This window comes from Ditibartonella choladocola (genome assembly GCF_002007565.1).
Classification (GTDB): Bacteria; Pseudomonadota; Alphaproteobacteria; order Rhizobiales; family Rhizobiaceae; genus Bartonella; species Bartonella choladocola.
In genome coordinates this window covers 2757820-2773590 of sequence record NZ_CP015625.1, presented here as the reverse complement: position 1 = coordinate 2773590, position 15771 = coordinate 2757820, and the positions used below count along the sequence as shown (strand labels likewise).

The 15771-nt window shown below is 46.1% G+C and carries 13 protein-coding genes; 9 read left to right on the top strand and 4 right to left on the bottom strand.

What is annotated here, in order from left to right:
• Positions 1–36 precede the first annotated feature (36 nt).
• From BBC0122_RS12090 to ybaK, 7 genes are all read left to right on the top strand, one after another.
• Entirely contained in the window at positions 37–2481 is a 2445-nt protein-coding gene (locus tag BBC0122_RS12090) for an FtsK/SpoIIIE family DNA translocase (RefSeq protein ID WP_077994124.1), read from the top strand.
• Between the two features lie 178 nt (positions 2482–2659).
• Positions 2660–3220 (top strand): outer-membrane lipoprotein carrier protein LolA, encoded by a 561-nt coding sequence (locus BBC0122_RS12085; protein ID WP_225868200.1) that lies wholly within the window; start codon positions 2660–2662, stop codon positions 3218–3220.
• 439 nt (positions 3221–3659) lie between these two features.
• On the top strand, positions 3660–4466 hold the full coding sequence (locus tag BBC0122_RS12080; RefSeq protein WP_077994119.1) for an exodeoxyribonuclease III: 807 nt from the start codon (positions 3660–3662) through the stop codon (positions 4464–4466).
• Positions 4467–4611: 145 nt separating this feature from the next.
• The gene (locus tag BBC0122_RS12075) at positions 4612–6102 is read left to right on the top strand and encodes an efflux transporter outer membrane subunit (protein ID WP_077994118.1); all 1491 of its coding nucleotides are present in this window, start codon (positions 4612–4614) and stop codon (positions 6100–6102) included.
• On the top strand, positions 6099–7298 hold the full coding sequence (locus BBC0122_RS12070; protein ID WP_077994116.1) for an efflux RND transporter periplasmic adaptor subunit: 1200 nt from the start codon (positions 6099–6101) through the stop codon (positions 7296–7298). Before BBC0122_RS12075 ends, BBC0122_RS12070 begins: the two co-directional genes overlap by 4 nt.
• A 3-nt stretch (positions 7299–7301) precedes the next feature.
• On the top strand, positions 7302–9281 hold the full coding sequence (locus BBC0122_RS12065) for a MacB family efflux pump subunit (protein WP_077994114.1): 1980 nt from the start codon (positions 7302–7304) through the stop codon (positions 9279–9281).
• Between the two features lie 58 nt (positions 9282–9339).
• Entirely contained in the window at positions 9340–9813 is a 474-nt protein-coding gene (ybaK, locus tag BBC0122_RS12060) for a Cys-tRNA(Pro) deacylase (protein WP_077994113.1), read from the top strand.
• A gap of 76 nt (positions 9814–9889) precedes the next feature.
• Here the strand turns inward: ybaK and BBC0122_RS12055 are convergent, their stop codons facing one another.
• The 3 genes from BBC0122_RS12055 to ftsE all read right to left on the bottom strand — a co-directional run bounded on the left by BBC0122_RS12055 (position 9890) and on the right by ftsE (position 12190).
• Positions 9890–10486, bottom strand: coding sequence for a YdcF family protein (locus BBC0122_RS12055; protein ID WP_225868122.1), 597 nt, complete (start codon positions 10484–10486; stop codon positions 9890–9892).
• A 77-nt stretch (positions 10487–10563) separates the two neighbouring features.
• Entirely contained in the window at positions 10564–11538 is a 975-nt protein-coding gene (locus tag BBC0122_RS12050) for a cell division protein FtsX (protein WP_077994111.1), read from the bottom strand.
• The gene (gene ftsE / locus BBC0122_RS12045; RefSeq protein WP_077994109.1) at positions 11531–12190 is read right to left on the bottom strand and encodes a cell division ATP-binding protein FtsE; all 660 of its coding nucleotides are present in this window, start codon (positions 12188–12190) and stop codon (positions 11531–11533) included. The genes BBC0122_RS12050 and ftsE overlap by 8 nt, the downstream gene beginning before the upstream one ends.
• Before the next feature lie 240 nt (positions 12191–12430).
• Here ftsE and hpt point away from each other — a divergent pair, with 240 nt between their 5' ends.
• Positions 12431–12967 carry a hypoxanthine phosphoribosyltransferase gene (gene hpt / locus BBC0122_RS12040; protein WP_077994108.1) on the top strand — a complete coding sequence of 179 codons (537 nt, stop codon included), beginning with the start codon at positions 12431–12433 and terminating at the stop codon, positions 12965–12967.
• A gap of 448 nt (positions 12968–13415) precedes the next feature.
• On the opposite strand, the gene BBC0122_RS12035 is transcribed toward hpt, so the two are convergent.
• Entirely contained in the window at positions 13416–14789 is a 1374-nt protein-coding gene (locus BBC0122_RS12035) for a sensor histidine kinase (RefSeq protein ID WP_077994107.1), read from the bottom strand.
• 584 nt (positions 14790–15373) lie between these two features.
• Between BBC0122_RS12035 and BBC0122_RS12030 the strand changes: the two genes are divergently transcribed.
• Positions 15374–15622: a hypothetical protein gene (locus BBC0122_RS12030; protein WP_077994102.1), complete on the top strand. Its 249-nt coding sequence runs from the start codon at positions 15374–15376 to the stop codon at positions 15620–15622.
• The last annotated feature ends 149 nt before the right edge of the window (positions 15623–15771 follow it).

The following is a 15771-nucleotide window of genomic DNA, read 5'->3' as shown; positions in this document are numbered from 1 at the left end:
TATCTTTCGGTCGTTTTCGGGTTTTCAGGTTAGGTTATGCGTCAGGAATCATCCCCTTTTGATTTAACCACAGATGGAGCTTATCAAAGCCCGCATCTGGTGGAGATGTTTTCCCGACAGATCGGATCTTTTATCGGCATCGGCATATTGATTTTAATCGGGCTTGCGGCGGCGGCTCTCGCAACATGGAATGTTGCCGACCCCTGTTTGAGTTATGCCAATGACAATCCGGTTACAAATATCATGGGATGGCCGGGTGCCGTCTTTGCCGATATTGCTATGCAATTTTTCGGGCTTGCAAGTGTCGCGGCTCTCCTTCCCCCATTTTTCTGGGCAGTACTTCTTATTGCCCAAAAAGATATAGGAAGGCTCGTACACCGTATATTCTTCTGGTTGATTTCCGCTTTCTGTTTTGCAGGCGTTATCGCTCTGGTTCCGCCTTTCGCACATTGGCCGATGCCTATCGGGCTTGGGGGTGTTTTTGGCGATAAAATTCTGAATTTTGCCTATCTGTTTTTAGGATCGCTTCCGGCTGTTGTTTCAACCTCGATTATTGCTGCGGTTTTAGGGCCTTTGGCATTCTGGACGGCAGCTATTGCGGGAGGCGTTGTAGGGCGTCGTAATCGCAAGAAAAAAGCAAAATCCAGACGCAAACAGGAAAACCGCCTGCAAATGAACGAAGATGAAGAACCGGCTCGCGCCTCGTTAATGGTGACGGTTCTTGGCGGAACGATGCACCTGTTCTATTTGCTCAGGGCTGAAATCGGCCGGTTGTTTCATCGCAAGGAGCCTATGTTTCCCCCTGTGCCGAATAATTTTGGCAACGGCTCTTCGTCAAGAGGCCGGATTGAACCGGATTTTTCTGCGCCCGATAGCGAACCGGACGAAATGCCATGGTCTGATCCGGAAGAAGAAGCCGCTGTTCCGCCTGAAGCCAAACGCAAAACGAAGTTGCATCAGGCAAACGGGTTTGAATTGCCAAATGTCGACTTTTTAGCCGAACCGGAACTGATCGACAAAAGTGACCTCCTCACGCCCGAAGCTTTGAAAGAACGAGCCGGTCAATTGGAAAGCGTATTGGAAGATTTCGGTGTCAAAGGGCAGATTATCAATGCGCGTTCGGGGCCGGTTGTGACCCTCTATGAATTTGAACCGGCACCGGGCATAAAATCGTCACGCATCATCGGATTGGCCGATGATATTGCCCGTTCGATGAGTGCCATATCGTCGCGCGTTGCTGTTGTGCCGGGGCGCAATGTTATCGGTATTGAATTACCTAACCCGAAGCGCCAGATCGTTTACTTGCGTGAAATCATTGCAACACGTGATTTTTATGAAAACAAAGCCAAACTCGGTCTTGCTCTCGGCAAGACAATCGGTGGCGAAGCAGTGATTGCCGACCTTGCCAAAATGCCGCATTTGCTGGTCGCCGGTACGACCGGTTCCGGTAAGTCGGTGGCAATCAATACAATGATCCTTTCGCTTCTTTACCGGATGACGCCGGAACAATGCCGGATGATTATGGTTGATCCGAAAATGCTGGAATTATCAGTTTATGACGGAATCCCGCATCTTTTGACTCCGGTCGTCACCGATCCCAAAAAAGCCGTTGTTGCGCTGAAATGGGCGGTTCGTGAAATGGAAGAACGCTATCGCAAGATGGCTAAAGTCGGCGTCAGGAATATTGACGGTTTTAATGAACGGGTGAGAGAAGCCGAACGTAAAGGCGAGCAACTTTCGCGCACAGTCCAGACCGGCTTCGATCACGAAACGGGAGAGCCGATTTACGAGACTGAAACGCTTGATCTTGCAACCATGCCTTATATTGTCGTTATTATAGACGAGATGGCTGATTTGATGATGGTTGCGGGCAAGGATATTGAAGGCGCTGTCCAGCGTCTGGCACAAATGGCACGCGCTGCCGGTATTCATGTTATCATGGCAACGCAACGTCCATCGGTCGATGTTATCACCGGTACAATCAAGGCCAATTTCCCGACGCGTATCTCGTTTCAGGTTACTTCAAAGATTGATAGCCGTACCATTCTTGGCGAACAGGGTGCAGAACATCTGCTGGGGCAAGGCGACATGCTTTTCATGATGGGGGCGGGCCGTATCCAACGTGTTCACGGGCCTTTTGTCGGGGATGAGGAAGTTGAACAAATCGTCCAGCATCTCAAAACGCAAGGGGCTCCAGACTATCTTGATGCCGTCACAGAAGAAAGTGACGACGACAGTGATGATGGCGTTTCCGGCGGCACAAGTCATTTCGAGGATTCGCAAGATCCTTACGATCAGGCGGTTGCAGTCGTTTTGAGAGATCGTCGCGTATCAACCTCTTATATCCAACGCCGGCTTGGCATTGGTTATAATCGCGCCGCTACAATCGTCGAGCGGATGGAAGAAGAGGGCTTGATAAGCCCTGCCAATCACGCCGGAAAGCGCGAAATTCTGGTTCCTGAAGAAGGTGAACATTTTTAAAATATTTGTTTTAAGTTGCGGGCGCGTTGCCGCTCGCCGCCAATGTCATAGTGACGCCACAGGTTACTGCAAGAATAAATGCAGGAGATAATGAATGACAAAAACATGCGCATCCACTTTCAAAGTTTTTTATACTGCTATTGCTCTTGCAACAGCCGCAGTCACGACGGCTACTATCATGACACCGCCAGCTTTTGCCCAGAACACCAATTTGGCTGCCCATGCACAGGATATTGCAAATCATTTTGCTGCAATCCAGACAATGACCGGTGATTTTATACAATTCAGTCCGAAAGGCGAAATGACCGAAGGAACATTTTATCTCGAAAGACCCGGTAAAATTCGCTTCAGTTATAAAAATTCGCCGGTGCGCGTGATTACAGATGGCAAATCGGTAGCGATCAATAACCGTAAACTTGATACATGGGATCTTTACCAATTGTCGCAGACACCCATGAAGATGTTGCTCGATACAAAAATTGATCTGTCAGATGGCAAATTATTGAGTGTCAGTCAGGATCAAGGGTCAACGACAATTATTCTTGCCGATAAGACATTGGGCAAAGGGCAAATTCGTATGATTTTTGATTCCAAAACTTATGAACTTTTGCAATGGACCATTGTCGACAAACAAAATCTTGAGACAACAGTACAGATTACCAATGTTCGTAAAGGCGTCAGATTTGCCAAAGGAATGTTCGATATTCCCTATCAAAGAATTTCTATGAAAAGGAACTGAAATTAACTTTGATAAGTTAAAGCCGGACAGTCAAAATATATAACCTGATTTTATAAATCTTATTATAATTTATGTAAAAACGGACATATCCATTCTACAAAAATACAGAATAAAAATTAATTAAAATTAAGTATAACAAGTTTTTATTTAAATTTTTTTGAATATTGCACTATGAATTTAATAAATATAGTTTTGAATTATTTTTATTATATTGATTCATTAAAAATAAGACCTGATATTTATTTATTAAAAGTCTTACCTGTTTTGAAAAGTCGCTCCCTATCACGGAAATAATTTTCCGGAATGGCCGGAATTCATGGCCTACTTCCGGTCAAGAAAATTCAGGAAACAATATGGTTCAGGCTAAAACTGGATTTTATCTCGTTTTGCGCTTAAAGAACCGGTAACCGCATTATTTCTCAATCAAGGTTCAAGTGTAATGAGTTTTTCAATTGCTACATGGAATATCAATTCGGTTCGTTTGCGTTTGCCTCTTGTGCTTCAACTTTTGCAAAAGGAAAAGCCGGATGTTTTGTGTTTGCAGGAAACCAAATGTCCCGATGATAAATTCCCGTATAAGGCCTTGCGTGCGGCAGGTTATGAACATATCGCTGTTCATGGGCAAAAAGGCTATCACGGTGTGGCAACCTTATCGTTGCGGCCATTCGAGGAGGTCGAGAAAAAGGAATTCTGTAACAAGCATGATTGCCGGCATGTTGCTGTCGTCATAAAGGCTGGTGACAAACATATCCGTATACATAATTTCTACGTTCCGGCAGGCGGGGATGAACCGGATCCCGAAATCAATCCCAAATTCCGTCATAAGCTTGATTTTCTGGAAGAAATGAAAGCCGTCAAAGCCGATATGGGCGACGGGCTTTCAAGCATTCTTGTAGGCGACCTCAATATAGCACCTTATGAAAATGATGTGTGGTCACATAAACAACTTTTGAAAATTGTCAGTCACACGCCGATAGAGACAAAAACATTGATTGAACTTTGTTCTCAAGGTGGTTGGGTTGACTTGATGCGCAAGAAAATTCCCGAACCGGAAAAAATTTTTACATGGTGGAGCTATCGGGCCAAGGATTGGGAGACATCAAATCGCGGGCGCAGACTGGATCATATCTGGTCATCGCCGGATCTTGTACCACATATGCAGGAAATGGAAATATTGACCGAGGCAAGAGGAATGGAAAAGCCGTCCGATCATGTGCCGGTTATCATGCGTTTCGACCTTGCTTGAAAAAACGGGAATTGTTTCTATAAAGTCCATTGATTTGGTTGAACATGAACAAAATTTCACGAGATTTTCGTTTCTGTTTATGAAATAAGAAGCGCGGGAAAAACGTTTTTTGACTGTATGGTTTTTTGATCGGAGCAGAAAAATAATGCGCAAATGCCGTTTGAAAACTGTCGGCCGATCAGCTCTTTTACTGGTTATTCTTGCCGGAGGGGCAATGCTTTCGGGCTGTCTTGTCGGCCCTGACTATCAAAAGCCTGTTTTCAAACTTGATGCCAAGTGGAGTTCCGATTCCCGTGAAACACCTTCATCACCGCCGGAACTGGCAAACTGGTGGCAAAGACTGAATGACCCCTTGCTTGATAAACTTGTGACGGATGCCATTGCCGGTAACAATGATGTCCAGTCGGCAAAAGCAAAAGTTCGCGAAGCAAGAGCAAGCTTGTGGCAGACGACCGGCACATTATTGCCAAGTATCGACGGCTCGGCTTCTGCCAATCGCAATAAATCTGCAGGCGGGCCTGAGCGCAGCCAGTATCGCGGCGGTCTTGATTCAAGTTGGGAAATTGATCTTTTCGGTGCCAACCGGCGGGCTGTTGAAGCTGCAAAATACGGTCTTGATGGTGCCAAAGAAGATATGCGTGCGACAATGCTGACCCTGATTGGAGATGTTGCAACCAATTATGCGGAAATACGCGGGCTACAACAACAAATAGCATTGGCTCAACGCACGGCAATTGCCCAACGGCGCACCGCACAATTGACGAAAGATAAATTTGCCGCCGGTGCGGTTTCCCAGCTTGATGTCTCGAATGCCGAAGGTCAGGCTGCCACCACCGAAGCCGGTATTCCGCAAATGCAGGCCAATCTTGCAACAACAATCCACCGTTTATCGGTTCTGACAGGACAAAGCCCGACAGCCCTTAATGATGTCATGGCAAAAGCGGATAAAATCCCTGAACCGAAATGGCCGATTCCGGCAGGTGTTCCTGCCGATATATTATTGACGCGTCCGGATGTTCGTCTGGCCGAGCGGCAATATGCGCAAGCAACTGCCCGTATCGGCCAGAAGGAAGCCGACCGTTATCCTTCATTGACATTGACCGGCAATATTTCAACGGCTGCGACCCAGCCGGGTGAACTCGGAAAAAGTTCTTCGATCAGTTGGTCGGCAGGTCCGGGTGTCAGCATACCGATTTTTGAAGGCGGGCAGAGAATGGCTGCTGTAGAGGTTGCCCGTGCCCAGCGTGACCAATCGTTTATCAATTATCGAAGCAGCGTGTTGACGGCATTGGAAGATGTCGAAAATGCACTCGTATCCATGAGCAAAGAAAGACAGCGCTCGGCTAAACTTGCCATTGCCGCCAATTCCTATGCCAAAGCATTGAGTTTATCACGCTCGCTTTACCAAAGCGGCAATACCAGTTTTCTTGAACTGTTGAATGCAGAACGTTCCCATTATTCATCCGAACAGTCGCTGATTGAAAGCCGCGTTTCGATTACCAAAGACTATATTTCGCTCATGAAAGCATTGGGTGGCGGATGGAATGGTGCGGTTGACGATAAAAAACCTGAAATTGTTGACGGCTATACAGGTCCTCACATCAGAAAAGTTGAAGCAGAGAGCAAAACGCGATGAAAGCAAAAAAAACAGTCACCATTATTATTGCTGTGATTGCACTGATCGTGCTTTTGATATTTATCCATTCGGTCTTTTTCACCACGGCTGCGCCGACTTACATGACATCCAAAGTCAAAAGGGGAGATATTGAAGTCAGCGTTCTTGCAAATGGCACGATAAAACCGCACCGTCTTGTCGCTGTGGGTGCACGCGCGACGGGTCGTATTATTTCTTTGAAAGTAAAACCGGGCAGTGTTGTCAAAGAAGGCGATCTGCTTGCCGAAATCGATCCGACAACGCAGACCAACGATTTGAAAAGCAAGGAAGCAGCGCTTGCCAATTATCGTGGCAAGCTTGCCGAGCAGGAAGCGCAACTCGTTCTTGCCAAGCAGAATATGACCCGCCAGCAAACGATGATTTCGTCCCATGCGGTTTCCAAAGCCGATTTCGATGATGCCGATGCGCAAGTCAAAATCCGTGCGGCACAGATCGACCAGTTGAAAGCCCAGATTGTTCAAGCGGAAGTCGATGTCGAGACAGCCAAAGTCAATCTCGGTTATACACGCGTAACAGCACCGTCCGATGGTACAGTTCTCGCCACAGTCGTTCAGGAAGGGCAAAACGTCAATGCTGTCCAGTCGGCTCCGACGATTGTTATTCTCGGCGATTTGTCGGTGATGACTGTTCGTGCCGAAATATCCGAAGCCGATGTTATCAATGTCAAACCCGGTCAGGACCTTTATTTCAATGTTTTAGGCAATCGTACGCGACACTATGAAAGCCGCTTGGAAAAAATTGAACCGGCGCCTGAATCCATCCGCAATGACATCAGTTTCAATTCGTCGTCGACTGCTTCTTCGAGCTCGTCAACGTCACAGGCCATCTATTATAATGGCACATTCAATGTGCCGAATGATGATGGTGTTTTGCGCACTTATATGACTGCGGAAGTCCATATTATTCTGGGGCGCGCTCAAAAAGTGCTGCTTATACCGAGTGACGCGTTGAATGATGTTTCGGGCAACAAAGCTGTGGTCAATATTCTTGACAAGAATGGCAACGTCGAAGCCCGCGACATTGAAACCGGATTGAATAACAAAGTCATGGTCGAGGTGGTTTCAGGACTTGAAGAAGGCGAAACCGTTGTAACCGGAGTGAGCAACGGCACTATGCCTTCTACATCCGGAAACCGTCATCGTGTGGGGCCATTCTAAGCTATGGAAAACACTCACAAAGATGCGGTCATTGTGCTTAAAGACGTTATCCGCGAATTTCCCGCGGGCGAAACCAATGTACGTGTCTTGAAAGGAATTGATCTCACCATCCATCGGGGCGAGATGGTGGCAATCGTTGGCGCATCGGGGTCGGGAAAATCGACCTTGATGAATATTCTCGGCTGTCTCGACCGGCCAAGTTCGGGAAGCTACAAGGTTTCGGGCAAAGAAACCTCGCAACTTTCTGCTGACGAACTTTCTGCGCTCCGGCGCGATCATTTCGGTTTTATTTTCCAGCGTTACCATTTGCTGGGGGAATTGACAGCACTCGACAATGTGGAAATTCCGGCGATCTATGCGGGGCGTTCCCCCGCCGAACGGGAAAAGCGTGCAACAGCGCTATTGGAACGTCTCGGTATGGGCGAGCGCATTACCCACCGTCCCGGACAACTTTCCGGCGGCCAGCAACAACGCGTGTCTATTGCCCGCGCATTGATGAATAATGGCGAGGTTATCCTTGCCGATGAGCCGACAGGCGCACTGGACAGCCATAGCGGCGAAGAAGTGTTGCGTATTCTGGAGGAAATTCACGCAGAAGGGCGCACGATCATTATCGTAACACACGATATGTCGGTGGCCAAAAAAGCCGAACGGATTATCGAAATCAGCGACGGGGAGATTTTGTCGGATAAACCCAACCAGCCGACAGAAGTAGCCACCGGCCATGCAGACGAAGTCGCAACAGAAGTTGTCAGCAACAAAAAAATCGGACTCTTGAGATCTTTTTTTGACCGCTTCCATGAAGCTTTCCGCATGGCCTTGTTGTCAATGAACGCCCATCGTATGCGGACGTTTTTGACGATGCTTGGTGTTATTATCGGTATTGCCGCCGTGGTTTCGATGGTTGCTTTGGGAAACGGTACGCAAAAACAGATTCTTGAAAATATCAACAGTCTGGGAAGCAATACATTGAATATCTTTGCCGGAAAAAGCTTTGCCGATATGCGTTCGGGTAAAGTCACGACACTGGTTGATTCCGATGCAATAGCACTTTCCGAACAACCTTATGCCGATGCGGTAACGCCGACTGTTACAACGTCGTCCACTGTCCGCTACGGGTCGATTGAATCGAACGTCACAGTCTATGGCGTGAGCGACCAATATTTCAAAGCACAAGGAGCAAAACTTGTTGAAGGGCGGTTGTTCGATTCGGAAAGTGTGGCTTCGCGTGCAACCGATCTTGTGGTTGAAAAGCAGGCCGTGCCAACGCTTTTTCCCGATAGCCATGAAAGCCCGATAGGCAAGGTGGTTCTGGTGGGAAAAGTTCCCACCCGTATTGTCGGTGTTATCGAGTTGCAGCAAATGGGGCCACCATCCGATACTTTGCAACTTTATTTGCCTTATACCACGGTGCAGACGCGTTTTCTCGGCAATAATACTGTTCGCTCGATTACGTTGAAAGTTGCCGATAATGTTGACTCACGTCTTGCGGAAGAGGCCGTCAAACGCTTCCTCGTCATGCGGCATGGCACTGAAGACTTCTTTATTCGCAATTCGGAAGAATTTCGTGAACAAGTCATTGCAAGCACGCAAGTTCTGACTTTGCTTGTTGCCTCCATCGCTTTGATTTCTCTTCTGGTCGGGGGAATTGGCGTTATGAATATTATGCTCGTCACAGTATCCGAGCGCATCAATGAAATCGGTGTTCGTATGGCAGTGGGCGCGCGACAGAGCGATATTCTCCAACAATTTCTGATCGAATCTGTGCTTGTTTGTCTCATCGGCGGGGCTTTGGGGATTTTATTAGGACTTTCTGTCGGATGGATTTTTGCAGTAAGCGGTGCGCCGTTTAAACTTGTTTACTCGACAGGTTCGATTATTATAGCGTTCATCTTTTCAACCCTCATTGGCATCGGATTCGGCTTTTTGCCCGCTCGTAATGCTTCAAAACTCGATCCTGTGGCCGCTCTCGCTCGCGATTAGTTTAGCCGATGGGGAATGGATCGGGTTGATAAATATTGGAACTTGAAGGAAGTCAAAAGTGTCAAAAACCACTCCGGCAACCGCCTTTCTCGATCACAATCATATCGCCTACGAGTTCATTACCTATCATTATGATCCACATGCAGACCGCGTTGGGTTGCAGGCTGCCGAAGCAGTCGGAGCAGATCCCGAAACGGTTTTTAAAACGCTGATGGTGAGCGTCGATGGCAAACCCCATGTTGCGGTTTTACCATCCGATCAGGAAGCCAATATGAAAAAGCTTGCTGCCGCTTTCGGTGGAAAACATGCCGAAATGTTGAGTGTTGAAGAAGCTGAAAAGCTCACCGGTTATAAAGTAGGGGGTATATCGCCTTTCGGACAAAGGCGGCATCTGCCTACGGTTTTTGAAGAAACGGCCGAATTGTTCGATAAAATTTATATCAATGGTGGCGGCCGCGGTTTTCAGGTGAAGCTGCGTTCGACAGATGCGATCAATGTCCTTTCAGCAAAAGTTGCCGATTTCAAACGCTGAACAATGACGATAGATTGTCACCCAATATCATTTTGCCAATTGTTGAACATATAGGCTTAAATGAAAATCGCTTCTATCAGAAATAGGCTCGCAACTCCGCACCGATAAATTTGATATATTCGCTTGCAAGCAGTCGTAATTCACCCAATTGCCTGAGCAGGCTTTGTTCACCGGTTCCCTCGCTGATCGGATAGGCGATAAAGTCGATATCGGGCATCAAGCGATTCAATTCGCGTAAAGAACGCGGCATATGATAATCGTTGGTGACAATATAAACCTTTTGATAGTGATTTTTCCGGATCCAGTCTGTTGCTTCTTCCGCATTGCCCATTGTATTGATTGCTTCCCGTCCGAGATCCACACAGCATTGAAAGAGTTGCGGGTCGCTGTGGGTCACACGTATCAAGGCCTGACTGTTGGTTGAAGGATTGACACCGCTGATGAGAAGCCGTCGACCCAATCCCTTGGCAAGCAGGTCAAGACCCGCTTCCATGCGACTTTCGCCGCCGGTCAACACAATTATTCCATCAGCCTCTGGTAACGGATCAGGCCGCGCAAGACGCGATACTTTTTCGCTGAAATAGAAAAAACCGCTACCGAACAGAATAATACAAACGAGAATAAAAATGCTGACAGGTGGAAGATGTTTGAAAAACCGTCTTTTCCAACGCAACAATTTTATCCGGCTTAAGCTTTTGTGCTCCGGTTCCGGATCGGAAATTTGTGCGTATAAAGTGTATTCGCTCATTGTCAGAACAGATCACTTTCCTTGCGGTCGATGGATTTCAACTGGCTTAGAATTGTCAGGCGGCTTGTGACCATAGTTAACAATGCAACAAAGCCGATTAAAATGAAAATCTTGATATAGCTTGAAAGCCCAAGACTGAAATGTCCGAATAATGCCGAAGCCTGATCGCTTCCGGGTGTTCCGGCAGCAAAACGCGTCCAGAACGAAAAAACGATAAAAATAACGATACTTGTAAAACCGCCCAAAAATGCGCCCTTCAGACCGGTCTTGAAAAAATGGAAGTCGAATTGGCGGGCAATAAAACCGGCTTCGGCACCAATAAAGTAGAGCACTTCGACAATGTGGGCATTGGCTGAAAGAGCACTGCGCGTTGCAAATATGATGGTGAGCGTCAATGCAGAAATGACAAGTGCCAATATGATTACTCCGATAATGATCGTTGCGTGCGCCATTGTAACAAGGCGATTGATCGCATTGCGGTGGTCATCGAAACTGCCACCGGGAATTTGTGTTGCAACGGCATCGCTAATCATACCGAAATCGGCTTTATTGGTATCATCGAGGGTCACGACGACAAGACGTGGAATAGGCAGTTCCTTCAGTTCCAAACCGGTTCCAAGCCAAGGCTCAAGCAAGCGCTCGGTTTGAGCGCGGTCAATGATCTGAGCTGATTTGACGCCCGGAAAACCTTGCACAAGTTCGACAGCATAATTCAGAGTTTTTTCAATATCCAGTCCGTCGGTCGGCCGGATTTGAATTGTTGCTTCGCGTGAAATCTGGTTTTCCCAGTTGTGTGCCGAATAGCCGATCAGGTCAACCCCGCCAATCGACAGGGAAGCAAGCAGTGTCATGATCGCAATGACAACAACAAGCGCTTGCCCTGCGACATCACTCGCCGGAACAATTGACGTTTGTCCGGAAACGTTTCGACCTTGCCACAATTTTCGTGAATTCGGGGATGGGGAAAGCTCAGTCATAGAGTTCGAGCCTTCCGTCATTGAGTATCATCCGGCGAGCATCAATCTGCTCCATCAGGTTGACATCATGGGTGGCGATCACCACAGCAGTTCCCGACCGGTTGAGTTCGATAAACAAGCGCAATAATCTGCGCGCAAGAACAGGGTCGACATTGCCTGTCGGTTCGTCCGCCAACAATATTTCCGGCTGGTCGATCAATGCGCGGGCAATTGCCACGCGTTGTTTTTCCCCGCCGGAAAGTACAGGGGGCAACACATCCATCCGTTCGCCGAGCCCCACCCATTGAAGAAGTTCTTCGACCTCGGCACGATAGGTTGCTTCTTCACGCCCCCTCACGCGTAAGGGAAGCGAAACATTTTCATAGGTTGTCATATGATCGAGCAGGCGGAAATCCTGAAAAACGATTCCGATTCGTTGGCGTAATTTCGGCATATCATGCCGTTTTAAAAGCGCGGTATCGTGGCCGAATATATTGATAAGACCGCGTGTCGGTTTTAATGCCAGAAACATCAAACGCAATAATGTGGTTTTACCCGCACCGGAAGGGCCTGTCAAAAACTGGAATGACCCGTGCGGAATATAAAAGCTTATATCACGGAGGACTTCCGGCCCCATGCCATAACGCAAGCCTACATTTTCAAAACGAATCACTGTTAATTAACCTATTCTGCCCGCACAAATATTTATCCGGTTTTTCTTTTTTAAATGTTGGTAACCGCCTTAATGGCAATCTTGATTGATCGTGGAAAGGTATCTTGACCTGACGCCACTCTTTTTCCTATCCTTAACGAATATGGTTAAGTCGCGGTTAAAATTTATTATTGGCAACAGCTTTCTTGGTAGAAGCGTCTGTGTTACCCCGCGGCCATAAATTTTTATATGGATAATAAAATGCCCGTAATTGATGGAAAGTCGATCGAAGTTCTTTTTTCGGAAGAAGAGATTGCCAACCGTAACCGCATCATAGCAAATGAAATTGCCGGAAAGAAGCCGGTAAACCTGTTGGTGTTACCGATTTTGAAAGGGTCATTTATTTTTGCTGCCGATCTTATCAGAGAGCTTCATCGCGCCGGTGTCAGTTCGTCTGTGGAATTTATCACAATTTCAAGTTATGGAGCCGGTCAGGAAAGTGGAGAAATAAAGCTTTTGCACGATTTCGATAGCGATATTACGGGGCGTGATGTTCTTTTGATCGACGACATTCTGGAATCGGGAAAGACACTCAAATTCGTGCGGGATCTTTTGAAAACTCGCGGTGCAGGGCGTATTTTTATCGCTGCTTTGCTGGACAAAGCCATGCGGCGCAAAGCCGATATAGAGGCGGATTTTGTCGGCTTTTCTTGTCCCGATCAATTTGTTGTCGGATATGGAATGGATGCCGGCCATGCGTTTCGCCAGTTGCCTTATGTCGGGGTGCTTCAAAAATAGTGATTGCATCGAGAAAATTGAAGCGCTCACACAAAACCGGTGGCTCAAGGAAAAATCTGCCTGATTTTCAAAAGTTCTGGCAGTCAGTGTCTTCTAGTAAACGTTGCAGTTATCTTCCGGTTACGGCTTTCGGAATTTCGTCAGAAAATCATTTGTTTTATGATTCGGACTAAACACACTCTAGCGAATTGTCCGGTTTTAACGAGCTTTCATGCGTAACGACCGGTATTCGAGAGCCGGATATAAATGCACTTGAAGGCTACAAACCGTTTTTTAAGCCTCGCAAGAATCAATTGTTGTTGAAAGATTTTGGCGGAATAAAAATGATGAAGTGAGCGAAACATCATTTGAAGAAGTTTCAGACGGCGGAAGCAATGACGTTGTTATCCTGTTCACCAAGCGATTTTGAAGTTTTACCCGAATAATTGTTGATTTTTATGTGTTCCCTTTATTGAGGAGGGAAATTATCCGGTGTACGGGGCGCTGAAAGCTCGAAGGAAAAACCTTCGGGAGCATAACTCAGATTGGCATGTCCATTAAAACGGGCGGGCAAAAGCCGTGTAATCAATTTGCTACCGAAGCTCAATTTGGTTGGCGCATGAACTGTCGGACCACCTCTTTCGCGCCAGGAAAAATGGAACTCGTTTTTATCAAGTGTCCAGATAATTTCTATAATTCCGGTTTTTGACGAAAGTGCCCCATATTTGACGGCGTTGGTACTCAATTCATGAAGTGCCAAAGCCATGGAAAGAGCTGTTTGTGGTGATAAGGCAACCGGTGGGCCGGATACAACAAACCGGTTTTTGGTTTTGTCGTGAATATCAAGGCTGCTTTCGACAATTTGTTTGAGGTCGGCACTATTGGTTGCGCCTTGCGTCAAAATATCCTGCGCATGTGCAAGTGCATTCAGCCTCACAGAAAAATCCTGCAAAGCTTTTGTCATTGATGTTGCTTCGGTCAGCGTCTGATTGGCAATGCTTTGCACAATTGCCAAAATATTTTTAACCCGATGGGCAAGCTCGCTGGAAAGAATTGCCTGCTTTTCCTGCGCTTCCCGTCTTTCGGTAATATCTTGCAAAACGCCCAAGATCCGGTGTTTCATAGACTTGCCGACATCTTTAGGTGCGGCTTCTGCCCAATAGCCGATCCAGCGTAATTGTTTGGTATCAGCCCTTTTGATCTGGAACTCCAGATGCGTAATCAGGCTTTCGTCCTGCCGTGTTTGCAACATCTGCTTTGCAATTTGTCGTGGACTATCGACGATCACAGAATAAAAGTCATCGAGTGGAAGTTCGGAACTTTCTTTAAAACCGAGTAGCTTCAAAAATTGCGGTGTCGCCTCGATCATATTGCGATCACGATCAATTTCAAATGCGCCAATACCGGCTGCCTGTTGAGCCAGTCGTAGACGTTCTTCACTCAGACGCAATGATTCGGAATGTAATTGTTCGTCGGTCCGGTCACGGACAATTTTTAAAAAACCTTGTTGTTTTCCATCATCGCTATAAAGAGCTTGCAGGTCACCCGATGCCCAGAAAGTCGTACCATCTTTTCTTTGGTGGAAACGTTCAACGGCATCAATCCGATGAAGACTCGCCATTTGTTGGCGGGTTTCGGGAAGCTTGTTCAGCCGGTCTTCTTCGGTGAAGAGAATGTCCAGCGGCTGACCGATTACTTCTCCAGGTTTCCAGCCGAACAGTTTTTCTGCACCCGGACTCCAGCTCACAATCAGCCCATTCATATCCGCTGTCAATATTGCATAATCCAAGGCATTGTCGAGAATAAGTTGGTTACGCCACTCCTGTTTTTCAACACGTTTCATCGTGATTACACAGACTCCGTTTCAATAACCCGAAAATACAATCATGTACCTGAAGGTCTTTAGCGTCATCCCGCTTTTCCCATGAAAAATTATATCATTGAATAGCAGCTTTGTTAACTGTTTATCATGCGAGTTTATTTGAAAATCAATGATAAAAATTTAGACAGATAACTTATTAAAGGCTATTTGTCGGTTACCGGCTGAAAGACGCAGTGTAAATTCACCGGATAGGTTCTGTCCCCCTTGCAATTTTCAATTCAGCTTCTTCCGGAAAAAATTAATATTTTTTGATTCTTATAGTGTTTATATTTCTATTTTTGATTTTATTTGAAAGTATTGAATTGATAAAACATATATCATTCTTTATTGTAAAAATTTTGTAAATTTAAACAATTTAAATATATATTATGTATAAATATTTTGTTTTTTACAGAATTAAAAATAAATAGGAATTTTATATTATATAAATAACATTTTATATTTTATATAAGAATGAATTCAAATTTTTAGTGCCGGTGCGATTATCATTTTTTCGACGATCCGCATAGAGAGTGTATTTGTCGCCAACAAGTTGAAACATGTAAATGTTGTTCAACATCATCATGATTATTGCAACATTGGTAACAATATTGTCGATGAAACAAATGGCATCAACTTCTCATCGTTTAATAGCGAATGAACGCGATCATTTTTCGCGCAACAATGTAACCCGTCGCCACCGGCAGGCAAAACCTTTGCGTTCTCTCTCATCCGGAAAAAATCCCGATTTGCTTGACATTCGGGTAGTCGCTCATCGGGGAAGTGACAATTTATCAGGCTTGAAAATAACATAAAGCGGCCTGAATTCTTATCCTTATATACGGGAATTGTTTTTCATACGTTTGTTTTTATTGCCAAATATAAATAGTGAAACTCTGCTAATATGTTTGACAATAGAGCTTACGCATGTTGAGTTTGAAGTTATAAAAAGAAACGGCAGATC